Consider the following 25,010-nt stretch of genomic DNA (forward strand, 5'->3'; position numbering starts at 1 on the left):
TGACTAAGGAATCGGCGGTAGCGGAATATCATCACTGCGCTTAGCGCCCGCCGTCATCTCTCGGCACAGTCGCAAGAACTCACGCACCCCCGTGGTTAGGTACTTGTGACGGTGCCAAATGAAGGTGAACTGACGTTTTAAGTCTAACTCCGGTGTTGGCAGCGGCACTAAGCTGCCACGCCGGAAAGCATCACGCAGCGCTAGCCTGGAAACGCAGCCGATGCCCAGACCCGATTCTACCGCCCGCTTAATGCCCTCGGTATGCTCAAGCTCCAGCAGGGTGTTAAACCGGCTACGCCGATGCCGCGCGGCGTGCTCAAGGGTCATGCGAGTGCCAGAGCCCTCCTCGCGCATAATCCAGTCTTCACGCAGCAGTTGTTCCAGCTCTAGATGCTCGCGACCCGCCAGCGGGTGGCGCGGCGAACAGAACACGCACAGCTCATCCTCCACCCAGGGCTGACTGATGATCATATCATCGTCGCACTGGCCTTCTATCAACCCCAGATCAAGCGAATGCTGGCGCACCCCCTCGATAATGTGTCGTGTGTTTCGCACGGCTAAACGCACACGACTGCCGGGGTGGCGCTGCATAAAATCGCTGATCAATAGCGTGGCCAAATAGTTGCCAATGGTCAGCGTCGCTCCCACATCCAGCGCCCCGACCCCTTGCTGGCCTCGCAACAGCTCTTCTACTTCTTCGGCTCTATCCAGCAGGGCAACTGCTTTCGGCAACAGCTGAAAACCCAGCGCATTCAGTTTTAAGCGCTTGCCAATACGATCAAGCAGCTGGCAATCAAATTGCCGCTCAAGCTCAGCCAGCGCCGTGCTAGTGGCGGACTGCGACATCGCGAGGGCGCGCGCCGCGTGTGAAACACTTTCGTGCTGGGCAACCGCGACAAAAACTTCCAGTTGGCGCAACGTGTAATGCATGGCAATGACTCATCTGCTCAGGAAACTTTATATCTATTATTTAGATAAGGGTTATCAGTATAATTCACTTAACAGATATACCACCCTGTATTTAGAATTAGCAGCATCATATTTAGCTATTTTTTATTCTTTTTTAGAATATGGCGGACGAGGCTTAAGCCACTCTGCCCTTGGAGGAGTCAGCATGAGCAAGTTTGCCCTGGAAGAAGTCCTCAGCGTTCACCACTGGAACGACACCCTGTTCAGCTTTCGCACCACCCGCGAACGCAGCCTGCGCTTCAAAAATGGCCAATTTGTGATGATTGGCCTGGAAGTGAACGGCAAACCGCTGATGCGCGCTTACTCCATTGCCAGCCCCAACTACGAAGACCATCTGGAATTTTTCAGCATCAAAGTGCCCGATGGCCCGCTCACATCGCGCTTGCAGCACCTTCAAGTTGGCGACCAAATCATGGTCAGCCGCAAACCTACAGGCACGCTGGTATGCGATGACCTGCTTCCTGGCCGCAACCTTTACATGCTTTCCACCGGTACTGGCCTTGCACCGTTTATGAGTCTGATCCAAGACCCTGAAGTGTACGAGCGCTTTGAAAAAGTGGTGCTGATACATGGCGTGCGCGAGGTATCTGAACTGGCCTACGCCGATTTCATCACCAAAGAGCTGCCTGCTCACGAATATCTGGGCGAAGAAATTGCCGAGAAACTGGTGTACTACCCCACGGTCACCCGTGAAGAGTTCCACACCATGGGACGCCTGACTGATCACATTCGCAGCGGCAAGCTGTTTGAAGATACCGGTCTTCCGCCAATTGATCCGCGCCAGGATCGTGCGATGATTTGCGGCAGCCCCGCCATGCTCGACGACACTAGCGCACTGCTGGACGAGTTGGGCCTGAATATTTCCCCGCGCATGGGCGAGCCAGGCGATTACGTGATTGAGCGAGCCTTTGTCGAGAAGTAGGCAAAAAAAGCTGTGAAAAGTTAGCTCGACAATCAGTGGCGCTCATAACACCAGCGCTAACAAGGAAACGCCCCGCTAAACTGTCTATTTAGCGGGGCGTTTTGGTAACTTTAGGCGACTGAGCGCCCGTCGCGGTTAAACCGCGTCTTTACCGGTTTCACCAGTACGAATACGGATCACCTGCTCCAGCGGCATCACAAAGATTTTGCCGTCGCCGATTTTTCCCGTATTGGCAACCTGGGTAATAGCATCGATTACCTGTTCTGCCATATCGTCATCTACCGCGACTTCCAACTTTACTTTAGGCAGAAAATCCACCACGTACTCTGCACCACGGTATAGCTCTGTGTGGCCTTTCTGACGGCCAAAGCCCTTCACTTCCGTTACCGTAATGCCCTGCACGCCGATATCAGAGAGCGATTCGCGTACGTCATCAAGCTTAAACGGCTTGATAATGGCTGTGATCAATTTCATTGCGACATCCTCTAGCTTGGTGGCCTTTTATCAAAGGTTGGCGGGCCACTGCAGTTAGCCAAGCCCGTTACTATTAAGCATACACCGCTACTGGCAGAGAATAAAAAATCACCGCAAATGTGCCGCGAGAATGTGCCAAGACAAAAAGGCCTCCCGGTTAGGGAGGCCAAAAGAGCACGCTTGCTCATTGCATGAGTGCAAGCTTATTTCTTAACGCTAAACTCGGGGTAGGCTTCAAGACCACACTCAGCGATATCGACACCTTCATACTCTTCTTCTTCGCTAACGCGGATACCCATGATGGCTTTCAGCACTAGCCATACCACCAGGCTCGCAACGAATACCCAGCCAAAGATACCAACGATACCGATCAGCTGTGCGCCAAAAGAGGCATCGCTATTATTTAGCGGCACCACCAGCACACCCCAGATACCCACAACACCGTGCACCGAGATCGCACCAACCGGGTCATCAAGCTTTAGTTTGTCCAGCGTAATGATCGCGACAACAACGATCAGACCGCCCACGGCACCAATAATGACAGCGCTCAATGCAGAAGGTGACAATGGATCAGCCGTAATCGCCACTAGGCCAGCCAACGCACCATTGAGGGCCATCGTGAGATCCGCTTTACGGAACCATAGCTTGGCAAGAATCAGTGCGGCAAGCACGCCACCCGCAGCGGCCGCGTTGGTGTTCACAAATACCTGTGCAACGTTATTAGCGGAGCCAACATCAGACATTTTCAGTTCAGAACCACCGTTGAAGCCGAACCAGCCCATCCACAGAATGAAGGTACCCAACGTTGCCAGCGGCATGTTAGCGCCCGGAATTGCATGGATAGAACCATCTTTACCGTATTTACCTTTACGTGGACCCAGGATCAATACACCCGCTAACGCAGCAGCAGCGCCCGCCATGTGGACAATTCCAGATCCCGCATAGTCCGAGTAACCTACCGCATCTAACCAGCCACCACCCCAGGTCCAGTAACCAGATACTGGGTAAATAAAGGCAGTCATCACAACGGCGAAGGCCAAGAATGCCCATAGTTTCATACGCTCGGCAACGGCACCGGACACAATCGACATGGCGGTTGCGACAAACACTACCTGGAAGAAAAAGTCAGAACGCATAGAGTAGTAAGGCGCATCATCACCGCCTGCGGTCACCGCATCTATGCTGTTTTCTGCACCGATCAAGAAGCCGAGGTTTGGCAAGAAGCCACCCTCACCGCTTGAATACATAATGTAATAACCCACCAGCAGATACATGGTGCAGGCAATCGCGAACAGCGCGATATTTTTGGTCAAAATTTCTGCGGTGTTTTTGGAACGAACCAAGCCCGCTTCAAGCATAGAGAAGCCAGCGGCCATCCACATTACGAGCACGCCACAGATCAAGAAATAAAACGTATCGATCGCGTAGCTCAAATCAGCTAACTCATTCATGAGGTGTTCCCCGTTATGCTAAAAGAAATGATGCGTACTAAGGTCAGTGCTGTTCGGCGCGTGATTTACACCGCATCAGCACCACGCTCACCTGTACGAATACGAATGACATCTTCTAACGGCGTCACAAACACCTTGCCGTCACCAATCTTGCCGCTGTTAGCTGCGCTGCAAATAGCATCAAGAACGCTCTCCAAGCGACCATCATCAACGGCAACTTCAACCTTTACTTTCGGTAGAAAATCAACAACATACTCTGCACCTCGATACAGCTCTGTGTGCCCCTTTTGACGACCAAAGCCTTTGACTTCAGTCACCGTAATGCCCTGAACACCGTTATCGGCGAGCGCTTCACGAACGTCGTCAAGCTTGAATGGTTTGATGATGGCGGTGATGAGTTTCATCCCAGATCTCCCCTGCTGGATTAGGTAGCGGCAGCGCCGCCCGAATAAGATGCCTACCTCGTCAATGCGCATACCGTGCCACCCAAGTTTTTTCGCTTAAAAGTCAGCAGGTTGTTTTATATAAATTAATAATCCACAGAAGGTATGGGGTATACCTGCGCGCGCTCAATCATGTGCCTGCACCATAAAGGAACATTAATAAAAGTAAGGCGCTCCATTTCGATGCAGTGCAACATGCGCCTTAATTGCAAACGACACATGCGTAATAGCGGTGGGTTGCGTATCCTTATTAATATTGTTGTAAGCAGCTCACATTGACGCGTGGCATTTAAGGAGAACGTGATGGTGCCCCAAGACCGCATTAGTCGTTTAGCACAGCAAATTGGAGACCGTTTACAGAACGCGTCCCAAGCCCCGGAAGACATCCAAAAAGGCGTACAGCAAGTGGTGCGCGGCGCCTTTGACCGTCTGGAGTTGGTGTCACGGGAAGACTTCGATATTTTGATGGATGTGCTGCAGCGCACGCGCGCACGCGTTGAAGCACTGGAACGCCAAGTGGCCAGCCTTGAAGCAGCAGTTGAAGCGTCTACCTCCGCGAGCGCCACTCCCGTTGAAGCAGAGGCGCCGCCAGCACCTGCTCAACCCGACAGCGCAACACCAAGTAGCCCTAAAAACTCAGAGTAATTCAGGCGCTTTTATCAGCGGCAAGCTATCCTTGCCGCTGCTTTAATAACACTTCACTGCTGTTGCCGTACTACAAAAGCACCAATAGAGAGCAGCTAGCAGACAACCTCACCACACGTCACCCTCTCTAACGCCATAACACGATACCGCCAACGCACGCGCCTACGCCTATCCTCTCGTCATACAAGGATTTATCCCGTAATACACTACCTTCTCCTTAAGAGCACTAGGTTTAAACGGTGGCAATAACGTACGGTTTAGAGGTATTAAGGAAACATTAATGAGCGAGGGAACGCCATGACACTTGCGATTGTTGCCACGCGCGCGGGCGTGGGTTTGGAAGCACCGGCGGTGCACGTTGAGGTACATCTAGCAAACGGGTTGCCGGGACTAACGCTAGTGGGTCTACCGGAAACCGCCGTCAAAGAGAGCCGCGAGCGGGTGCGCAGCGCACTGATCAATGCCGGGTTTGATTTCCCCAACACCAAGCGGATTACCCTCAACCTTGCCCCTGCCGACCTGCCTAAAGAGGGTGGTCGCTTCGATTTGCCGATTGCGCTCGGCATTTTGGCTGCCTCCGGCCAGATTCCCGTAGATGCGCTAGAAGGCATGGAGTGCGCTGGCGAACTGGCGCTGGATGGCAAACTACGCGCCGTGCCCGGCGTATTGCCTTTTGCCCTTGCCACACGGCGCGTCAATAAAGCACTGATTATTCCACGCGCCTGTGCCGATGAAGCCGCACTAGCGGGCGATTTACCGGTGCTACCCGCCGACACCCTATGGCAAGTCGTGGCTCATTTGCTGGGGCAAGAGAAAATCCCGCCCCACCAGCTGTCTGCCTCAGTGAGATCCACTGCCCCCATTGCCGATTTAGCCGACGTGCGCGGCCAGCAGCAGGCACGCCGCGCGCTGGAAGTGGCGGCCGCTGGTGGCCATAACTTGCTGTTAGCAGGGCCTCCAGGCACCGGTAAAACCATGCTCGCTAGCCGCTTACCGGGCATTTTACCGCCGCTTTGCGAAGACGATGCGCTGCAAGTGGCCGCCGTACGTTCAGTGTGTGGGCTGCCCCTGGAAGCAGACTGGGGCCAGCGGCCGTTTCGTCAGCCCCACCATAGCGCCAGCGCCGCCGCACTAGTAGGCGGGGGCTCAAAACCCAAACCTGGGGAAATCTCACTTGCTCACCACGGCGTGCTGTTTTTAGACGAGCTGCCGGAGTTTTCCCGCAACGTGCTCGAAGTATTAAGGCAGCCCCTGGAAACAGGGGAAATTCACCTCTCACGTGCTAGCCATGAGCGCCGTTACCCAGCGCAGTTCCAGCTCGTTGCGGCGATGAACCCCTGCCCATGTGGGCACCTAGGCGACCCACGCCAGCGTTGTCAGTGCAGCGCCAGCCAGATTCAGCGCTACCAAGCGCGGCTTTCTGGGCCACTATTAGACCGTATTGACCTACAAGTAGAAGTGCCCGCCCTACCGCCCGAGCAGCTCACCGCCCAGACTCAGGGTGAACCTTCCAGCGCCGTGCGCGAGCGAGTGATGGCCGCCCGAGAGCGCCAAATGGCGCGGGGCGCGCTCAATAGCCAACTGAGTGGCAAAGCCCTAGAAGCCGCCTGCGCGTTAAACGACGAAGAACGCGCTTGGCTGGCAGGCGTATTAGAAAAGCTCAAGCTCTCCGCCCGCGCTTACCACCGCGTCCTGCGAGTCGCACTGACTCTAGCCGACCTACAAGGCGAACCCAAGCCCAGCCAGCCGCACTTTATCGAAGCCATCGGCTACCGACAGCTGGATAGGCTATTGAAAGGGGCTTAGTGAACGTTCTCGACAAAATTATCCAATGCATCAAACAACTCTCGCCGAATCGGTTCAGCCTCATTAACCAAATGGTGTCGGGCTTCTGGGTGGCGGTGGATCTCGGCATTGGGAAACTTCTCCTCCAGTACTGTAAGGTTCCACTCCCAGTCTACCGTCAAGTCTTGCTCACCCTGCAAAATCAGCGTCGGCAGCGGGTTGGGTGCCAGTGCCAGCAAACGCGGCATCCAGCGTCGCATCGCGGTTATCCACGTAACGCTTAACCGCTCAGGTTGAAGCGGGTCTTGGTCACGCAGAAACGTTGTAAACTGCTCATCAGTAGAATTAGGGCGATATTTACGCGGCAGCTCTTTTAAAAAGGGGCTGGCAATAAGATGCAGCCAGCTAGACTGGCTCCAGCGCCAGGGACGCACCAGCGGTGCAAGCAGCACGATACCTGCCCAGCCTGCCGCCTCACGACGGGTAAGCGCGTCGGTCGCCAATATCGCCGCACCAGTACTCTGTCCGACGCCTAGCCACGGTTTGGGAGCCATGCCCTGGGCATGTAGTGTCGCCTGCAAATGCGCGAGACAGTGCTGATAATCGTCAAAATCTTCGATTTCTGCCCGCGGGCCGCTGGAAAGACCGTGACCGGGAAGGTCCCACAACACCACCCGCCACCCTTTGGCCAATAGGCAGCCGAGCAAATGGCGGTAAAGGCCTAAATGGTCAAAGTAACCGTGAATCACAAACGCGGTGCCAGTGGGGGCCGGTGGGCTCCAGACCTGGCACCACAAGGCAAAGCGCCCAGTATCGACAAACCCAGCATGTACCTCGCTGGTGTCGTTTAATAGCGTTTCCAAGCCATAGTGGCGAAAGTAGTCATGCATGGCCTGTGTCAGTGTTCCTCCTGGGGATAACCGGGAGAGCAACGACTCGCCTGCCGCTTGCCTAAACAAGCCTTCCAAGTGTTGGAAATTATGCATCAACGTCTCTCCGTGAGCGCCACACTTCCATTGGCTGAGCGACAGCAGCAACTTCTACCGTTCTCATCATTTGGTCGAGCATTTTGCCGCTTTAGGGTCCACGCTGTTTACATGCCACCGTAGATGTGGAAGTATTTTCCACAAATATACATTTACCTGACCGTGATAAGCTGACTGTAATAAAAAAGTTAACCACGGGCACCTTTACAGGAGAACCTCATGAGCGAGCGTATCACGCGCCACCGTTTACAGGTGGCAGCCGACCTGGACCGTTTCATCAACGAGCAGGCTTTGCCGGGCACCGGCGTCGACGAGAGCGCCTTCTGGGCTGGTGTCGATGCCCTTTTTCACGATTTGACCCCAAAAAACCGCCAACTACTCGAAGAGCGCGAAACGCTTCAAGAAAAACTTGATGCTTGGCACCGTGAAAACCCCGGCCCGGTGAGCGATATGTCCGCTTACCGCAGCTTCCTGAAAGAAGCAGGTTATCTGGCTGAAGCGCCGAACAGTGTTAAAACCACCACCGCCAATGTGGATCGTGAAATTGCCGCTCAAGCGGGTCCACAATTGGTTGTACCCGTTAGCAATGCCCGTTACGCCCTTAACGCAGCCAACGCGCGCTGGGGCAGCTTGTACGATGCCCTGTACGGCACCGATGCAATCTCAGAAGAAGACGGCGCTGAAAAAGGCACCAGTTTCAACCCGAAGCGTGGTCAGAAAGTTATCGCTTATGCTCGCGGCGTGCTTGATCGTGCTGCCCCGCTGGCCACTGGCTCTCACCGAGATGCGGTGAAATATGCTATTCGTGACGGCCATTTGGTGGTTAGTCTGGACGGTGGCCGCGAAACCGGCCTGAAAGATTCCGGCAAACTGATCGGCTTTAACGGCGATGCATCGGCCCCTGACTCCATTTTGCTGACCAACAACGGCCTGCATTTGGAAATCCAGATTGATGACAGTCACCCGATCGGTAAAACCGACCCCGCTCACGTAAAAGACGTGGTTGTGGAAGCAGCGCTGACTGCGATTATGGATTGTGAAGACTCCGTTGCCGCCGTCGATTCTGAAGATAAAGTCGGTGTTTATAGCAACTGGCTCGGCCTGATGAAGGGCGATCTGGAAGAGAGCATCGACAAGGGTGGTAAGACCTTCAAGCGGACGCTGCACGCTGATCGCACTTGGCAAACTACCGATGGCAACACCGTTAAACTGCCCGGTCGTTCGCTGATGTTCGTTCGCAACGTGGGTCACCTGATGACCACGCCGGCGATTCTGGATGAGAATGGCAGCGAGTTGCCAGAAGGCATCCTTGATGCGGTGGTGACTTCACTGCTGGCGCTGCATGATCTGAAGAAAGACGCCGACCAGCCGCGCAACTCGCGCACCGGTTCCGTGTATATCGTTAAGCCGAAGATGCACGGGCCCAAAGAAGTCGCGTTCGCCAACGAGCTGTTTGGTCGCGTTGAGGACATCCTAGGCATGAGCCGTGACACCCTGAAAATGGGCATCATGGATGAAGAGCGCCGCACCACCGTCAACTTGAAGGCGTGTATTGCTGAAGCAGCTTCTCGGGTTGTGTTCATCAACACCGGCTTCCTTGACCGCACCGGTGATGAAATGCACACCGCCATGGAAGCAGGCCCGATGGTTCGCAAAGGCGATATGAAGAGCGCTGCGTGGATCACCGCCTACGAGAAGAATAACGTGCAAGTGGGCTTAGCCTGCGGCCTGCGTGGTCGTGCCCAAATTGGTAAAGGCATGTGGGCCATGCCAGACCTGATGCACAATATGCTAGAGCAGAAAATTGGTCACCCGAAGGCAGGTGCGAATACCGCGTGGGTGCCTTCTCCCACGGCAGCGGCACTGCATGCGCTTCACTACCACCAAGTCAACGTAACGGACGTTCAGCGCGAGCTGGAAGCCCAGGGCGAACCCGACTTTTTAGATGACCTGCTAACTGTGCCAGTGGCGGCAAATGCCAACTGGTCGGATGAAGAAATTCAGCAAGAGCTGGATAACAACTGCCAGGGCATTCTTGGCTATGTGGTTCGTTGGGTAGAACACGGCGTAGGCTGCTCAAAAGTGCCGGATATCCACAACGTGGGGCTGATGGAAGACCGCGCCACGCTGCGTATCTCCAGCCAGCATATCGCCAACTGGCTACACCACGGCATTATTGACGCGCCACGGGTGGAAGAAACACTCAAGCGGATGGCCAAGGTGGTGGATGAGCAGAACGCTGGCGACCCCACCTACACTGCCATGAGCGCCAACTTTGAGGACTCAACAGCCTTTAAAGCAGCCTCAGACCTGATCTTCAAAGGCCGCGTACAGCCTTCTGGCTATACCGAGCCACTACTCCACGAGTGGCGTCAGGTGCATAAGGCGAAGTAAGCGCGCTTTACGCTGTCATCAGCCTCGAGGCGCATGCCTCGGGGCTTTTTTATATAAGGAAAACAACAATGACTGTTATGACCGCCGAGCAGATTGAGCACTTTCTTGATGACGTGTTTCCCCAGCGAATGGGGCGTATTGAACGCGTCGGCGAGATGACAGCCACACTTCGACTAACCATCGGCGATGAGCACCTTCGCCCTGGCCCACGGGTGTCTGGCCCTACCATGATGGGCTTTGCAGATGTGGCGCTGTATGTGGCCATTTTGGCACAAATAGGTCCTGAAGCGATGGCGGTCACCAGCGACTTGAACTGCCACTTCTTGCGCGCCGCCTCAGGCGAGCACGATATTATTGCTCACGCCAAACTCATCAAGCTAGGCCGCCGCTTAGCGGTAGGCGAAGTGCAGATTTTCTCTGCTAGCGATGACACTAAACCCGTTGCGCATATTACCGCCAGCTATGCGCTGCCAGACAACCCAGCTGGCCAACCGCCGCGCTAGCGGCTGAATAGCGCAGTGGTGGCTAATCCTAACCAGCCTGCTGTCAGCAGCAAGCCACCGATGGGCGTCACAATACCAGCGCTCAGGCCTGCCAGTGCCATTAGGTAAAGCGAGCCTGAAAACGCCGTGATGCCTAACGCCCATAGCGCCAACACTATGTGCTGCCCTCGTTGCGGGGAGTGATTGCGCCAAGCCAATACCGCCAACATGGCTAGGGTATGCCAAGCTTGGTAACGCACGCCGGTTTCGACGATGTCGACCATTGCAGCACTGGTACGCGATGCCAACCCGTGAGCCGCATAGGCCCCTACTATCACCATTAACGCCCCCGAGAGGGCCACTAAACACCACCAGGGTTTGTCTGCTCGCTGCATGCGTTACTCCTGTTTATAAATACTTACTATAAGTACTTGGGATAAGTGCTTTGGATAAGTCCTCGACATACGCACTCGATATTTCACTGACATGATTAACGTTGTTACATACCTTGAGCGGTACGAAACCGCTACAATAGACACTGCTTTGCCTCACCGAATGGGACACTTACCGTTATGCCTACTCCTAATGAGTCGATACAACTGACGCTCAATGGCGAATCGCATACGCTGGCAGCCGGACTTAGTGCCGCCGATCTGATTGAGCAACTAGGCCTGACCGGACGCCGTATCGCTGTGGAAATTAACGAACAGATCGTGCCTAAAAGCCAGCTTGCTCAAACGCAGTTAGCCAATGGCGACCAAATAGAAGTCGTTCACGCCATCGGCGGCGGCTAGCGTAGCCCGTCACCCGTTTTTGCTTTCACAAGGAACCGCTATGACGTCACTGACTGATACACCGTTTACCGTTGCTGGACGCGAGTTCAGCTCCCGCCTGCTGGTGGGTACTGGCAAGTACAAAGACTTTACTGAGACCGGCGCGGCCATTGCCCAAAGCGGTGCAGAAATTGTCACCTTTGCCGTACGCCGCACCAACTTAGGTCAGGACGCCGACGCGCCTAATCTACTCGATGTGGTTTCCCCCCAGCGCTACACATTGCTGCCCAACACCGCCGGTTGCTACAACGCCAAAGATGCTGTGCGCACCTGCCGTTTGGCGCGCGAGCTGTTAGACGGCCATAACCTAGTCAAGCTGGAAGTACTCGGCGACGATCATACGCTCTACCCCAATGTGGTCGAGACGCTAAAAGCCGCCGAAACACTGCTGGCTGACGGCTTCGACGTGATGGTGTACACCAGCGACGACCCCATTGTGGCACGTGAATTAGAAGCTATGGGCTGCTGCGCTATCATGCCGCTAGGTTCGTTGATTGGCTCGGGGCACGGCATTCAAAACCCGCATAATGTACGCCTGATTGTTGAGCAAAGCCGTGTACCCGTACTAGTGGATGCTGGCATTGGCACTGCATCTGACGCCGCCATGGCAATGGAGCTAGGGTGCGACGGCGTGCTGCTCAACACCGCTATCGCCCACGCCCGCGATCCGCTGCGTATGGCTAACGCCATGAAACTGGCCGTAGAAGCTGGCCGCGATGCCTTCTTAGCGGGTCGTATGCCGCGCCGCCAGAGCGCCGACCCCTCTTCGCCTTTTGCAGGCCGGATTAACGGCTGATACAGAGACATCATGACCGATACGAACGACACCACACCCGAAAGCAGCGCTACTGGCCCTGAAAGCGCCGATGCCCCACTGCACCGGCGGGGCATTAAGAGCTACGTGATTCGCGCAGGGCGCATGACACCAGCACAAAATCGTGGCCTAGAAGATGTCTGGCCACGCTTAGGACTGACGATTGCCGATGGGCGTCAGGATCTTGACGCCCTGTTTGGCCGCCAAGCACCACGGGTGGTGGAAATCGGCTTTGGTATGGGCAACTCACTCATCGAGCAGGCTGAGCGCCACCCAGATACTGACTTTATTGGCATTGAGGTTCACGCACCAGGGGTGGGCAAGCTGCTAGATGAGGTAGATAAACGCGGCCTAACCAACCTGCGCGTGTACCGCGAAGATGCCCTAGCGGTGTTGGAGCAGTGCCTGCCTGAAGGCTCGCTAACCACACTGCAGCTGTTTTTCCCCGACCCGTGGCCGAAGAAGAAGCATCACAAGCGACGCATTGTACAGCCCGCGTTTGTTGAGCTTATTCGTACGCGCTTAAAGCTTGGTGGCACCTTCCACATGGCAACCGACTGGGAAGCCTACGCCGAGTGGATGGCCGAGGTGATGGACGCCGCACCCGGCTACGCGAATACCGCTAGCTCAGAAACAGCGCCCTACGTGCCGCGCCCAGACTTCCGGCCGCTCACCAAGTTTGAAGCTCGTGGCGAAAAACTTGGCCACGGCGTGTGGGATTTGATCTACCGCCGTGACGTTTAAAAGTAGCAATTAAAGGTAGCTAAGCGTCGTTTATGTTCGCTTATCGTAAACGACGCGATGCAGCGTACCGCTACCACTTTCGAAGGCGTCGATATTCGCCAATGTGGTCTCGGCAATATTGGTCAGTGCCTCGTTAGTGAAAAACGCCTGATGCCCAGTAATCAGCACGTTATGAAAGGTTGTCAAACGCATGAACTGATCATCATCGATCATCTTGTCCGATAGGTCCTCGAAAAATAGCTGCTCCTCCTCTTCGTAGACATCCAGTCCCAGGCGACCAATACGACCGTTTTTTAGCCCGGCAATCACCGCCTGTGTGTCCACTACTCGCCCACGACCCGTATTAATTAGCATCACGCCTTGTTTCATCTGCGCAATGGCATCGGCGTTAATCAGGTGGTCGGTGTCAGGGGTAAGCGGGCAGTGCAGCGAGATAATATCCGCCTGAGCGTAAAGCGATTCCAGCGGCACGTACTCCACAAACGGCTTCGCCTGTGGGTTTGGGAATGGGTCACTGGCAACGATGCGACAGCCAAAACCATGCATGATGTCAGCAAAAATCAGCCCAATATTCCCAGTACCAATCACCCCAACGGTTTTCCCAAACAGATCAAACCCCAGTAGGCCATCCAGAGCGAAGTTACCCTCGCGCACTCGGTTGTAAGCGCGATAGGTCATGCGGTTCAGACTCAACACAAGGGCGACCGCGTGCTCGGCCACCGCGTGGGGTGAATAGGCGGGCACCCGCACCACGGTAATTCCCAAACGCTCGGCCGTCGCCAAGTCAACATGATTAAACCCAGCCGAGCGCAGTGCTATCAATCGTATGCCGCTATTGTGTAGCTGCTCTAGAACATCCGCATACAAATGGTCATTTACAAAAGCGCATACAGCTTCAAACCCTTTCGCGAGAGGCGCCGTATCGACGGTTAAGCGCGCATCAAAAAAGCAGAGTTCATGACGCTTCGCGGCATTGGCACGGGTAAGAAAGGTTTGGTCGTAAGGTTTGGCGCTAAAAACGGCAACGCGCATGTCAGCTCTCCTGGCTCGGAACTAAAGGTCAGCATAGGCAATTTGCCTATTGTCTGCCTAAACAACGCCGACAGTATTCACCGAGGTCAAAGAAAGATGTCGCTATAAAAAAGAAAGCCGCTCCAAGGGGAGCGGCAAAAGACCGTGACTAGCAATGAGAGGGAGAAACCATAAAAGGAAACTGGCGCTGATCTTTGCAATAGCGTCGTGGTTGCCAATGTTTCAGCAAACACAGTCACTAGAAAAAAAGAAAGCCGCTCCAAGGGAGCGGCAAAAGACTGTGACTAGCAATGAGAAGAGGGAGAAACCATAAAAGGAAACTGGCGCTGATCTTTGCAATAGCGTCGTGGTTGCCAATGTTTCAGCAAACACAGTCACTAGAAAAAAAGAAAGCCGCTCCAAGGGGAGCGGCAAAAGACCGTGACTAGCAATGAGAGGGAGAAACCATGACAGGAAACTGGCGGTTTCTGTCGTGGTTGCCAACGTCTCATCAAACGCTGACAATCACAATATAATCATTCTCATTTACTCCGTCAACCCAAATGCGAATACTTTTTATTTATTTTTAGACTAGGCGTGTGTATTAACTGACCAACTGCAACCAAAAGGGCAGCGTCAACATCGCTAATAATGTTTGCCCCGTAATAATCGCCGCCATCAGCTCTGCATCACCACCCAACTGGCGAGCAAGAATGTAGGCAGATGTGGCGGTAGGCAACGCTGCAAACAGCAGTGCCACATCACGACTGATGGGATCTAATCCCACCATCCATGCCAATAGCAGCACTAACGCAGGCATTAACAGCAGCTTGATACCATTGGTAGCTATCACGCCACGATCAAACCGCAGCAGTGCCGCTGGGCGCAGCGCCACCCCCACGGCAACCAGTCCTAGCGGCAACGCCGCACGACCTAACAGTTCTACTGTATCTCGGCTCCACCCGGGCAAGCCAACCCCAGACAGATTGAGCCCAATCCCCACCAAGCAGGCCAAAATCAGCGGATTTTTGGCCAGCGCTCGAGTACTTTGACCAAGACTTCCACTTCCCAGCGTGCCCGCCACTACAAAGCTTGCAACGCACATTACGTTCACTACCGGCACCATGATTGCCACTACCACGGCGGCAGTAGTCGCCCCCACACTGCCATGCAGCGACGCTGCTCCTGCTACTCCCACGTAGGTGTTAAAACGCACGGCACCTTGAAACACTGAGGTAAACGCTGAAGGTGTTAGCCCCAGATAACCACGAAAGTACCATAGCAGCAGTCCAAAAAGCCCCATAGTGCCGAGCAGTACCAACGCTAAGCGCCCAACCGGCACTTGGCTCACATCGGCGGTTGCCAAGATCCCCACCAGCATCGCGGGAAACAACACAAAGTAAATCAGCCGTTCAATTTGTGGCCAGAACGTTGTGTTTGGCCAGCGGCCATAGCCAATGGCGGCACCCAGCAAAATTAATAAAAACAGCGGCCCCAATGCCCCAGTAATGCTCTCCATTAGTGTTCCTCAATGACTGCGACATCCCAGCACAGCGACATCTGTACAATTGCTGTTACCATGAAACGAACTTCCGCCTTTCGGCCTGCGTAGCGACCATTCTGCCATGAAGAAATTGTCTAAACCTGTCTACTTTACGGGTTTTCCAGCGCTAAAAGTGTTCATTCTGATCACCGGCCTCGCGCTGGCGGCTTGCACTTGGTACGTGTTCGCCAACTGGCTACGCGATGACAGTGATGTTGTGTGGTTTAGCCCAAATGCGAACTGTGACTTGCATACAGGCCCATGTTCAGCAACGCTAGGTGCTAAAGGTCAGCTAACGCTGACCATTGGTGCTGATGGCCGCATAGAGGCACTTGATATCTTACCGCTGGAAGTAGAAGTGAATGGACTCTCGCCAAGCCAAGTAACCGTCGACTTTATTGGCCGCAATATGGACATGGGCTTGCATCGTTTTGGGTTAACAGCTGCTGCGAGCGGCCGGTTCCATGGCCAAGGGCAAGTCGGTATCTGTACCCAAGAAGTGATGCCCTGGCGGGCGCGGGTCATTTTAGAAACACCAGAAGGCAAACTGGGTAGCTGGTTCGACTTTGACGTGATCAGGAGTTAATGCGCATGGCCGCTAAATCAAACAATCGTAAACTGCTATGGCTGGGCCTAGTCCTACTACTCGCATTGCTGGCCGTTTCCGCTATCGGCCTTTACCAGTTTGCATTCCAAACCGACGACGGCGACGTGGTAGGCGGCCCTATAGAAATGCCGTCTACTCAGGGTGACTTCTCCCTCTTTCAGCTAGATGAAGACGATATAGCCATTGTGTCATTCGGCTATACCTACTGCCCCGACGTTTGCCCAATGAACCAAGCCGTTAAGCGCCAGGCGTTGAACCAGCTTAACGACGCACAGCGGGAGCGCGTGGTGCCTATCCTGATCACCGTTGACCCCGAGCGCGATACGTTGGCTCGCATGGAAGAGTATATGCAGTACTTTGGCGATGAGTTTATCGGTTTGGTGGGCAGCCAAGAACAGCTAGAGGAAGTCGCCGCACGCTATGGCGTTATTTGGCGGCGGGTTGAAGCGCCAGATTCCGCTATGGCATACACCATCGATCACAGCGCATCGCTATTTTTGGTAAACCGTGAAGGCGATGTTCTGCAGCGAGTGCTGTATTCTCCAACGCCTCATGGTCTAGTGTCGGCGTTGGAGAACACCCTGGGAGGTTAGCCACGTGCAGCTGTTATGGAGCACTTTGCAGCTGATCCAACATTTTCATTAATGCACGAGTTTGAGTGCCTTCTCGCGTGTCATGAAGCGGATTGATTTGCCACGTACTTTCTGAAAAGCCCCACCAATCCCAGCACCCTTGGGGGTTGGCCATGCTGCTTTTCGCCTGTGGATATAACACCACCTGGCCATGCTCCGCGGCCCAATGGTTCAGTCCACTGTGACGTACAAAAGTATCGCCAATGGCATCAACGCTCATTTGGCAACCATGCAGTGCAACCGTCACCGGACAACCACCCTCTTCGCAGGCCTTGGGAATATAAACGTAGCCCACGTCAGCAAAACCTTTAACAGCGTAGTCGGACTGGTCAAACGCCATTAACTCGCCTTCGCTGGCATTAGCTTCGCGATCAGGATAAAGCCACGTTAGCATATCGCCCGACACGTCTTCATCGCAGGCCAGCACATGACTTCCCCCACCTTGGCGGCAACCGCCAAATGCCTGGGGGTTAGCGTCCACATGTTTTGGTAGCCTGATAGGCCAGCCATGTCCCGTATTTTCGCTACGTACATAGCGCAACTGCTTAGGTGAAACGAGCCAGCGCTGCCACTGCTCGGCTAGCAGGCCACCCAGTTCAGGCAAAACGACATCATCCGCTTCTCCGTGCCATACAAAGACACGCAGCTGACTAAGCGCTTCCTGATCCCCGACCTGGTCAAGCGACGCATAGCGCTCCCACCTCTGGTCTAACGTATCCAAAGAGGGAGGGCCGCGGCGAGTGCTCATACATTGGTTAAGTGCCAAACTTAATGCGCCCTGGGAACAGCTCCAAGGTCCCGCCGCGAGTACACCGACGCCACTAAAGCGTTCAGGCCATGCAACAGCCAACTGAGTGGCCATATAGCCACCAGAGGAAGTGCCGACGACGCTGGCATGATCGCTTGCGGCGCTCAATGCAGGCAGTCCTCTAGGCTCTTCACCTGTTTCTGCGTAGGCAGCGCTGCTACCCAGCAGTACCAGCACACTCAGCAAGCGAGACTTGCACGCGGCGGAAGCCATCATTTATTCGACGCCTAGTAGTTCAACGCGGAACGTCAGCATTTCGTTCGGGCCAATGGGGCCTTGTCCGCCTTCACCATAGGCAAGATCAGCAGGAATATAGAGTATCCAACTGTCACCAACGCTCATCAGCTGTAGGGCTTCTTGCCAGCCCTCAATGACTTGATTCACCTGGAAGCTAATCGGCTGGCCACGCTCAAAGGAGCTATCGAATACAGTGCCATCCAGAAGCATACCTTCGTAGTTAACTTCGACGGTGTCTTCTGGGCCGGGGGATGCGCCATCACCTGACTCAATCACTTCATATTGCAAGCCAGACTCGGTGACTTCAACATCATCACGCTCAGCATTTTCTGCCAGGAAGTCTTGCCCCTCCTCCAGGTTTAACTGAGCGATTGCCGCTGCTTCTTGCTCGCGTGCCTCCATAGAACGCTCTTGGAAAACAACTAGCGCCTCCATCATCTCTTCTTCGCTTAGCGCGAGTTCATTGCCATCAAACACGTCACGCATGCCATCCGTGAAGGCATCGAGATCGAGATCTTCAATGTCTGCCTGCATACTTTCGCCCAGGGTCACACCCAAGCTGTAGGCCAAACGCTGTTCATCAGTTTCAGGTGCCGCTGCTGCAAACGGAGCAACCAGTAGCAAGCCCGCAAGAGCGGTTGAAGAGAACAATACTTTCATGAAAAAAACCTTATCCAATGCGCTACGCGCCAAATGTGTTGAATGCCTCAAAGACTAACACCCGCCGCTTCAGGCTGCATTACCTGAAACGACGGGTGTTGTTCAGACCACAGAAGTGAGTGGAGGTTTAGCGTATTACACCACCAGCGTGGGGCAGTGTGCCGCACCCGCGACGCGTTGAGAAACACTGCCCATTAGCAGGTTTTTATCACCGTTGGTGCCTTGGGCGCCTATCACAATAAGGTCACACTCTCGCTTGCGAGCAAAACGCACAATAGTGCGGGACGGGCGCCCACCTTTCACAAACGCCCTTACTCGCGCACTGTCTGCTCCCATCTCGACGGCATAGGATTTTGCGTGTACTGCAATTTCTGTCGCGTACTCTTTGAGTGCATCATCCGGAAGATCCAGTTTATTAGGGCGCACCATGGAAAGCGACGCTTCAAGCAAACTGTGATGCTTAAATACACACAGCAGGTACAGCTCCGCACCAGTGAGCATATGCAAGCCAACGGCTTTTTCCAACGCGTTGATCGCCCCCTTCGAGCCATCCACTGGAATTAAAATGCGGTTAAACATCCGCGTTCTCCTTGTGACTGCTTAGCGGAAGGCAAGATCACGCAGGAATAGCGCAATTTGCGGGAATGCGATGATCAGTGCCGCCGCCGATACCAGCATGAAAATGAAAGGCGGCGTCCCTTTTATCACTTCCAAGTAGGGTCGCTTAAATATCGCAATCGCGGTAAATATATCGCAGCCAAAGGGCGGAGTCGCCGAGCCTATGGCTACCTGCAGCGTAATCAACACACCCACCAACACGGGATCAAGCCCTGACGCGGCAATGGCCGGCGCAAAGATCGGCGTCAGCACCAAAATCACCACAATCGGGTCAACAAACATACAGGCCACGAAGAACGCTATCGAAATAGCGATTAATACACCTACTGGCCCTGCTTCGTTTATGCCAAAAGCGCCCAATACCGCCTGGGGAATCTGAGCAAATGAGATAATCCACGAGAACCCATTGCCCGCGGCTACCAGAATAAAGACCACCGCCGTAATCAAGCCAGTTGATTTAGCAATAGTGAACATATCTGGCAGTTTCAAGGAGCGGAAAATGACGAACTCAAGCAGAACTGCGTATAGCACGCATGCAGCGGCAGCCTCCGTAGGACTGAACACTCCCCCGTAGATACCACCGACAATCAATACAGGGAAGCCTAGCGGCCATAACGCCTTTTGAACCGCGACTAAGCGGTCTCTCCACGACGCTTTTGGCTCTGTAGGTACTTTATTGACGATTGCATAAATGATGCAGTAGATCGAGAACATGCCAAGAATAAGTAAGCCTGGGCCGATACCTGCAATAAATAATTCAGCAATCGAGGTTTGCGAAATGACCCCATAAATGATCATGCCAATGCTGGGTGGGATCAAAAAAGCGATGTCGCTGGAGTTGATAATCAGTGCAAGGGTAAAGGGGTCTTTGTAACCCGCCTTGAGCATTCTGGGGCGCAGTGGAGAACCCACCGCTACGACGGTGGCCTGAGTAGAACCAGACACGGCACCGAACAACGTACAGGATGCTGCCGTACTTACCGCTAAACCGCCTTTGATGTGGCCTACAAACGACATCACCATATCAATCAGGCGGTTCGCCGACTGGCCACGTGTCATTATATCTGCCGCCAAAATAAACATTGGCACCGCGATTAATGCCGTGGGGCTGATCCCGCGCATCATCTGCTGAATCAGCGTTTCCATCTGCCCCAAGCCGCCAAAGCTCATAAAGAAGCCGACAAAAGCGGCAGTCATAAGAGGAATCATCATCGGGAAGCCGAGCAGCAGCAGCACGATCATGATGGTAATGATTGTTGCAGTCATGGGTCGTTCCTCGCTGGCTAAACTTCCGTTTCAGTATCTTTGTAACCGTCCACCACATGGGTCGAAAGATAGACATCTTTCGAGATCATATTGGTATAGGCCGTCATGACGTACTGAATACCGGTTACTGCAAAACCGACGGGCACCCAGACGTACATCCACCAAGCAGGTATACCGGTAGACGGAAGACTGCGGCCACGACCCATAATGGTGTCGATATAACCGACGGAGTAGTAACACAGCACAAACATCACCAGTGCAGTAAACAGGCTAATAAAGATCATCAGCGCGCGCCTCCCCCCTGTGGGTAAGGCATCGTAAATGGCTGACATGCGAATGTGTCGCCCATGACGAGCTGCATAGCCAATACCGGCAAAGGTCACCAGAACGATTAGCATCCGATTGACTTCTTCGGAAAAGTGGAGGCTTTCTCCAAAGGCAAACCGTCCAATGACATTGGCTACGGTGTTAATCGCCATCAAAATTACCCCAGAGGCTAAAATAAATGCCTCTGCCTTACTGATCCAGGTATCTAGCACTCCAAGTGGACCAGGCAGCATCGAGCGATATTTTTTTTCGGCAATATCGTCTTCGCTCATATCCATCGCAAATGCTCCTCTTGGTTCCCCTGACGCTACTGCGCCCTGTTTATTACGTCAGCGTCTGTCTAGCGTCGACATGTTTAAGGCATATGTTGCTAATACATAACCCTCTACACTGTAACGACTAACCACTACCAACCATTCAACGCTGATTGGCCGCAGGGGCCTTTAATGAAAAAGGGGCAGCCAACGGCTACCCCTATACAAACAATGCTGATTAACGCTTAAGGTTAGTCGTTCTGTACGGCTTCCAAGTCCTGCTTGAACTGCTCCAGCAAAGCGGCGCCGCGCTCACCGGTCAGTTCAACGAAGCGCTCCTCAACCTGAGGCGCACGATCACGGAAGGCTTGAATCTGCTCTTCAGTCAGACGAGTCACCGTCACCTCATCCGATGCCGCCTGAATTTTCTCTAGCGACTCATCTGCCAAGCCAGAAATGTGCTCCAGAATGTGCTCATAAGCAGCTTCAGTGGCATCACGCACTAGCTGTTGATCGTCTTCAGACAGGCTGTTATAGAAGTCTTGGTTCGCCATCATTGCGGTGGTAAACCAGCCGTGACCGGTAAAGATCAAGTGCGGAGAGACCTCGTAAAGACCACCTGACTCAATCCAGAAGATCGGATTTTCTTGGCCCTGAAGAATGTTGGTTTGCAAGCCGCCATATACTTCACCCCATGGGAGCGGTGTTGGGCTGGCTCCAAAGGCGCGATATGTTTCCGACAGTAGCGGGTTCGTCATAGTACGGATGTTTTTACCGCGCAGCTCTTCAGGCGTCGTAATCGGCTCATCCAGTGTGACGACCATCTCGCCTTCTGGGTACATCTTTAGAAGCTCTAAGCCTTGCTCGGCATATAGTTCTGGGAAGGTTTCATGAATGGCGGTACTTGAGTTGAAGAACTCGATAACGGTTTCTTCATCGGTTGGCAGCAAGTAAGGCACAAAGAAGATTTGCGCTTCAGGGATCAACGCACCGGTAAAACCAGGTGATTGGTTAACAAACTGAAGAATGCCCGCCTGAGTCTGCTCCATAATGTCATCAGACTCACCTAGCTCACCGAAACGGTAAACTTGAACGGTGTGGTCAGAGTTATCTTCAACATATTCTTTAAACGCCATGGCGAAAACGTCTTGCACATCGCCTTCATACTCTTCATGAGCGTAACGCCAGTTGTCCGCCTGGGCAGCAGCACTTAGGCCGAACAGCAAGGCACCAACGCTTGCGGTGGTCATTAACTTGGTAGTTACTGAACGAGTAGAAACAGTTTTGCTTGCCTTCATGCAGAGTTCCCCTTGCAGTGGTAAGCGCGCTATACGAGTGCGCAAGAATCTAATTTTTGTATAATGCGTGCCACTTTTTAACACGCTACACATTACCGATAGCTTTTTATTGATGGCTTTCATCGCTAATTACGTCCAGAAAATCACCTCTTAAAACTGTGTTTCCCAGAATAGTAAAAAACGAAGCGCAGCTATGAATTCAGCTATCAGGACAATGATGTAACACGCGTTATTCAAAAATAGCTTAATTTCAGGCTAGCGCGGTCGCTCGTGGTGGTCAAGCTGCCTCGCTAGCGTATTAAGTGCCTCCCAACACTCCTCGCGCACGGGTGACACGAATGAGCCATCGGAATCAAGTAGGCGATAAAACAGCTTACTCTGCAGCCATTTCGCAACATCGTGCTTACTTATGGCACAGTTTGTTAATCGGTGGTTATTCTCTGAAGCTTGCAGTGCCCACTGCTGCCAGCGTTGAAGGTTTTCACGCTCGGCTTGAAGCTCTGCCTGCTTAATCGTCTTTCGCAGCTCGGCAATGGCCTCATTGCCGATTGCCTGCGGTTTAAGATCACGACGCAGCTGCCGCAACGTAACAGTGACCGTTTGCTGCCAACGCTCACGCGCTTTGCGCTCCACTGCCAGCGCGTTTGGCGTTGTCTGAAGACCGTACTGGTAGAGCCAGCCATGCACTAGAAGCTCACACACATCAACTGCTGCACTGTCCTGCAGAACGAGGCTTGCCTGCTCTACCTCGGGCTGGGCATAAAACGTCAGTGCAAAATCCCATAGCGGAGCCTGCTGTAAGCGCTGGAATCGGTTAGAATCGAACATTGATTTACCCACTTTTTCGGGAGAATGCATGATCGCACTGCGCCAAGTCGCCCTGCAACGGGGCACACAAACACTACTCGATAACGCTGACCTTACGCTCCACAACGGCGTAAAGGCTGGCATTATCGGGGCAAACGGCGCCGGTAAGTCGAGCTTATTCAAACTCCTGCTAGGCGAGCTCGGCCCCGACCAAGGCGATGTTGAAATGAGCGGTGGCCAGCGGATTGCCCACATGGCACAGGAAGTTGAAGCCCTGGATCGTCCTATTGTGGAGTACGTACTGGATGGCGATCATGCGTTGCGACAAGCGGAAGCGGATCTGCTGGCCGCGCGCAAAGCAGATGATGCGCACCGAGAAGCCGAGCTACACGGGCTTATCGAAACCCTGGATGGCTACACCGCCGAATCACGGGCGTCACAACTGCTGGTGGGGCTCGGTTTTGTGCAGACGGATCTTCAACGCCCCCTGTCAGACTTTTCCGGCGGCTGGCGTATGCGGGTGAATCTAGCCCGCACGCTGTTTATGCCTTCTGATTTATTACTGCTGGATGAGCCGACCAACCACCTGGATCTCGATGCCCTGCTTTGGCTAGAACAGTGGCTAACCCGCTACCCAGGTACACTGCTGCTGATTTCTCACGACCGCGACTTTCTCGATGCTGTGTGCGACCACATCGTGCACATGCATCACCAAACACTCGAGCTTTACCGTGGTAACTACTCCCGCTTTGAGCGCACACGAGCTGAAAAGCTCGCCCTACAGCAAGCCGAAGCGGCCAAACAGCAGGCCCGCCGCGAAGAAATTGAGCGTTTTATTGCGCGCTTTCGCGCCCAGGCAACGAAAGCAAAGCAGGCGCAAAGCCGTGTAAAAATGCTGGAGCGTATGGGGGATATCGCCGTCGCCCACACAGACTCTCCCTTTCACTTCACCTTGCCCGCCGCTGATAAGACGTCACACCCGCTGCTCGTGCTTGACCAAGCCACCCTCGGCTATCGCGGGGAAGCAGGCGATGTCGCCCAATTAGAGAAGGTCAACATTACGCTATTACCCGGTAGCCGCATCGGCCTGCTAGGCCCCAACGGCGCGGGTAAATCGACGTTGATCAAATCACTGACCGGTGAGCTTGCGCTGTTGGCGGGTAAGCGGGTGCCTGGCGAACATTTGGCCATTGGCTATTTTGCCCAGCACCAGCTGGAAAGCCTGGACGTGACCACGACGCCGTTTGTCCATGTACAGCGACTCTCTCCCACCGCTAGCGACCAGGAAATTCGCAATTTCCTCGGTGGCTTTGGCTTTAAAGGCGATGACGCCTTTGGCGAAGTGGCCACCTACTCCGGTGGTGAAAAAGCGCGCTTGGCGCTGGCTCTGGTCGCCTGGCAAAAACCCAACCTGCTGCTACTCGATGAGCCAACCAACCACTTGGACTTGGAAATGCGCGAGGCGCTGACCGAGGCGCTGGCAAGTTTTGAGGGTACCGTCATTCTGGTGTCCCACGACCGACATCTCTTGCGCGCCACGGTCGATGAGTTCTGGCGGGTTGCCGACCATCGGGTAGAACCCTTCGATGGCGACCTCGACGACTATCGAGTATGGCTGAAGGCCCGTTTGGAAGAGAGCCGCCGAGATTCGCGCAGCGAGAAAAATGAGCGTCAGAACCAACAACCCAGCGGTGACCGCAAGGCCACTCGGAAGGCCGCAGCGGAATTGCGTGAAAAGTTACGCCCACTAAAAAAGCAGCGTGATCACGCTGAAAAAGCCATGGAGAAGGCGCAGCAAGCACTTGAAGAAGTAGAGATGTTACTTGCCGACCCAGAACTCTATACCGACAGTACACGTAAAACAGAACTCACCCAGGTGCTCGCTAAACAAGCGGACATTAAAAGCCGACTGGATAGCGCCGAGCAAGCGTGGCTTGCCGCTGAAGAAGCACTAGAAACCATGGAGACTGAGCTACTGGCCAGCGACAGTGCTTAACCTT

Annotated in this window: 26 protein-coding genes; 11 read left to right on the forward strand and 15 right to left on the reverse strand. The window is 54.0% G+C overall.

Annotation, left to right across the window (positions count from 1 at the left end):
* Positions 1-3 precede the first annotated feature (3 nt).
* Entirely contained in the window at positions 4-930 is a 927-nt protein-coding gene (locus HZS79_RS05415) for a LysR family transcriptional regulator (RefSeq protein WP_162216860.1), read from the reverse strand.
* Between the two features lie 184 nt (positions 931-1,114).
* On the opposite strand from HZS79_RS05415, the gene HZS79_RS05420 reads away from it, so the two are divergent.
* The gene (locus HZS79_RS05420) at positions 1,115-1,891 is read left to right on the forward strand and encodes a ferredoxin--NADP reductase (RefSeq protein WP_162216859.1); all 777 of its coding nucleotides are present in this window, start codon (positions 1,115-1,117) and stop codon (positions 1,889-1,891) included.
* 135 nt (positions 1,892-2,026) lie between these two features.
* Here HZS79_RS05420 and glnK read toward each other — a convergent pair whose 3' ends face one another.
* From glnK to HZS79_RS05435, 3 genes are all read right to left on the reverse strand, one after another.
* Positions 2,027-2,365, reverse strand: coding sequence for a P-II family nitrogen regulator (glnK, locus tag HZS79_RS05425; protein WP_007112362.1), 339 nt, complete (start codon positions 2,363-2,365; stop codon positions 2,027-2,029).
* A gap of 203 nt (positions 2,366-2,568) precedes the next feature.
* Positions 2,569-3,816, reverse strand: coding sequence for an ammonium transporter AmtB (locus tag HZS79_RS05430; RefSeq protein ID WP_162216858.1), 1,248 nt, complete (start codon positions 3,814-3,816; stop codon positions 2,569-2,571).
* A gap of 65 nt (positions 3,817-3,881) precedes the next feature.
* The gene (locus HZS79_RS05435; protein WP_027337181.1) at positions 3,882-4,220 is read right to left on the reverse strand and encodes a P-II family nitrogen regulator; all 339 of its coding nucleotides are present in this window, start codon (positions 4,218-4,220) and stop codon (positions 3,882-3,884) included.
* A gap of 342 nt (positions 4,221-4,562) precedes the next feature.
* Here HZS79_RS05435 and HZS79_RS05440 point away from each other — a divergent pair, with 342 nt between their 5' ends.
* Positions 4,563-4,904 carry an accessory factor UbiK family protein gene (locus tag HZS79_RS05440; protein WP_162216857.1) on the forward strand — a complete coding sequence of 114 codons (342 nt, stop codon included), beginning with the start codon at positions 4,563-4,565 and terminating at the stop codon, positions 4,902-4,904.
* Between the two features lie 297 nt (positions 4,905-5,201).
* The gene (locus tag HZS79_RS05445) at positions 5,202-6,710 is read left to right on the forward strand and encodes a YifB family Mg chelatase-like AAA ATPase (RefSeq protein ID WP_179927265.1); all 1,509 of its coding nucleotides are present in this window, start codon (positions 5,202-5,204) and stop codon (positions 6,708-6,710) included.
* Here HZS79_RS05445 and HZS79_RS05450 read toward each other — a convergent pair.
* The gene (locus HZS79_RS05450; RefSeq protein WP_162217977.1) at positions 6,707-7,675 is read right to left on the reverse strand and encodes an alpha/beta hydrolase; all 969 of its coding nucleotides are present in this window, start codon (positions 7,673-7,675) and stop codon (positions 6,707-6,709) included. The two genes, HZS79_RS05445 and HZS79_RS05450, sit on opposite strands and share 4 nt — an antisense overlap.
* Positions 7,676-7,894: 219 nt before the next feature.
* Between HZS79_RS05450 and HZS79_RS05455 the strand changes: the two genes are divergently transcribed.
* Complete coding sequence (locus tag HZS79_RS05455) at positions 7,895-10,069, forward strand: malate synthase G (protein ID WP_162217978.1); 2,175 nt, start codon at positions 7,895-7,897, stop codon at positions 10,067-10,069.
* 68 nt (positions 10,070-10,137) lie between these two features.
* Positions 10,138-10,572 carry a PaaI family thioesterase gene (locus HZS79_RS05460; protein ID WP_162217979.1) on the forward strand — a complete coding sequence of 145 codons (435 nt, stop codon included), beginning with the start codon at positions 10,138-10,140 and terminating at the stop codon, positions 10,570-10,572.
* Here the strand turns inward: HZS79_RS05460 and HZS79_RS05465 are convergent.
* Entirely contained in the window at positions 10,569-10,946 is a 378-nt protein-coding gene (locus HZS79_RS05465) for a DUF423 domain-containing protein (protein WP_179927266.1), read from the reverse strand. The two genes, HZS79_RS05460 and HZS79_RS05465, sit on opposite strands and share 4 nt — an antisense overlap.
* A gap of 177 nt (positions 10,947-11,123) precedes the next feature.
* Between HZS79_RS05465 and thiS the strand changes: the two genes are divergently transcribed.
* From thiS to trmB, 3 genes are read left to right on the forward strand one after another with little or no spacing between them, the layout of a single operon-like run.
* On the forward strand, positions 11,124-11,345 hold the full coding sequence (gene thiS, locus HZS79_RS05470) for a sulfur carrier protein ThiS (RefSeq protein WP_162217981.1): 222 nt from the start codon (positions 11,124-11,126) through the stop codon (positions 11,343-11,345).
* 40 nt (positions 11,346-11,385) lie between these two features.
* Positions 11,386-12,180, forward strand: a complete 795-nt coding sequence (locus HZS79_RS05475; protein WP_162217982.1) for a thiazole synthase — start codon at positions 11,386-11,388, stop codon at positions 12,178-12,180.
* Positions 12,181-12,192: 12 nt separating this feature from the next.
* The gene (trmB, locus tag HZS79_RS05480) at positions 12,193-12,942 is read left to right on the forward strand and encodes a tRNA (guanosine(46)-N7)-methyltransferase TrmB (protein WP_162217983.1); all 750 of its coding nucleotides are present in this window, start codon (positions 12,193-12,195) and stop codon (positions 12,940-12,942) included.
* A gap of 30 nt (positions 12,943-12,972) precedes the next feature.
* Here trmB and HZS79_RS05485 read toward each other — a convergent pair whose 3' ends face one another.
* Positions 12,973-13,974, reverse strand: a complete 1,002-nt coding sequence (locus tag HZS79_RS05485) for a 2-hydroxyacid dehydrogenase (RefSeq protein ID WP_162217984.1) — start codon at positions 13,972-13,974, stop codon at positions 12,973-12,975.
* A gap of 583 nt (positions 13,975-14,557) precedes the next feature.
* The gene (locus HZS79_RS05490) at positions 14,558-15,472 is read right to left on the reverse strand and encodes an AEC family transporter (RefSeq protein ID WP_179927267.1); all 915 of its coding nucleotides are present in this window, start codon (positions 15,470-15,472) and stop codon (positions 14,558-14,560) included.
* 106 nt (positions 15,473-15,578) lie between these two features.
* On the opposite strand from HZS79_RS05490, the gene HZS79_RS05495 reads away from it, so the two are divergent.
* Both HZS79_RS05495 and HZS79_RS05500 read left to right on the forward strand, forming a co-directional pair.
* Positions 15,579-16,082: a hypothetical protein gene (locus HZS79_RS05495; protein WP_162217986.1), complete on the forward strand. Its 504-nt coding sequence runs from the start codon at positions 15,579-15,581 to the stop codon at positions 16,080-16,082.
* 5 nt (positions 16,083-16,087) lie between these two features.
* Complete coding sequence (locus HZS79_RS05500) at positions 16,088-16,696, forward strand: SCO family protein (protein WP_179927268.1); 609 nt, start codon at positions 16,088-16,090, stop codon at positions 16,694-16,696.
* 13 nt (positions 16,697-16,709) lie between these two features.
* On the opposite strand, the gene HZS79_RS05505 is transcribed toward HZS79_RS05500, so the two are convergent.
* From HZS79_RS05505 to HZS79_RS05535, 7 genes are all read right to left on the reverse strand, one after another.
* Positions 16,710-17,759, reverse strand: a complete 1,050-nt coding sequence (locus tag HZS79_RS05505) for an alpha/beta hydrolase-fold protein (RefSeq protein WP_179927269.1) — start codon at positions 17,757-17,759, stop codon at positions 16,710-16,712.
* Positions 17,760-18,440 carry a BamJ family beta-barrel-assembly machinery protein gene (bamJ, locus tag HZS79_RS05510; protein ID WP_162217989.1) on the reverse strand — a complete coding sequence of 227 codons (681 nt, stop codon included), beginning with the start codon at positions 18,438-18,440 and terminating at the stop codon, positions 17,760-17,762.
* Between the two features lie 135 nt (positions 18,441-18,575).
* On the reverse strand, positions 18,576-19,019 hold the full coding sequence (locus HZS79_RS05515) for a universal stress protein (RefSeq protein ID WP_162217990.1): 444 nt from the start codon (positions 19,017-19,019) through the stop codon (positions 18,576-18,578).
* A gap of 21 nt (positions 19,020-19,040) precedes the next feature.
* Positions 19,041-20,324, reverse strand: coding sequence for a TRAP transporter large permease (locus HZS79_RS05520; protein ID WP_162217991.1), 1,284 nt, complete (start codon positions 20,322-20,324; stop codon positions 19,041-19,043).
* A 17-nt stretch (positions 20,325-20,341) separates the two neighbouring features.
* Positions 20,342-20,929, reverse strand: coding sequence for a TRAP transporter small permease (locus tag HZS79_RS05525; protein WP_162217992.1), 588 nt, complete (start codon positions 20,927-20,929; stop codon positions 20,342-20,344).
* 227 nt (positions 20,930-21,156) lie between these two features.
* Positions 21,157-22,203, reverse strand: coding sequence for a TRAP transporter substrate-binding protein (locus HZS79_RS05530; RefSeq protein WP_162217993.1), 1,047 nt, complete (start codon positions 22,201-22,203; stop codon positions 21,157-21,159).
* 255 nt (positions 22,204-22,458) lie between these two features.
* Positions 22,459-23,031 carry a TIGR02444 family protein gene (locus HZS79_RS05535; RefSeq protein WP_179927270.1) on the reverse strand — a complete coding sequence of 191 codons (573 nt, stop codon included), beginning with the start codon at positions 23,029-23,031 and terminating at the stop codon, positions 22,459-22,461.
* Positions 23,032-23,059: 28 nt separating this feature from the next.
* On the opposite strand from HZS79_RS05535, the gene HZS79_RS05540 reads away from it, so the two are divergent.
* Entirely contained in the window at positions 23,060-25,006 is a 1,947-nt protein-coding gene (locus HZS79_RS05540; protein WP_162217995.1) for an ATP-binding cassette domain-containing protein, read from the forward strand.
* The last annotated feature ends 4 nt before the right edge of the window (positions 25,007-25,010 follow it).

It is taken from the genome of Vreelandella zhaodongensis (assembly GCF_013415115.1).
Lineage (GTDB): Bacteria > Pseudomonadota > Gammaproteobacteria > Pseudomonadales > Halomonadaceae > Vreelandella > Vreelandella zhaodongensis.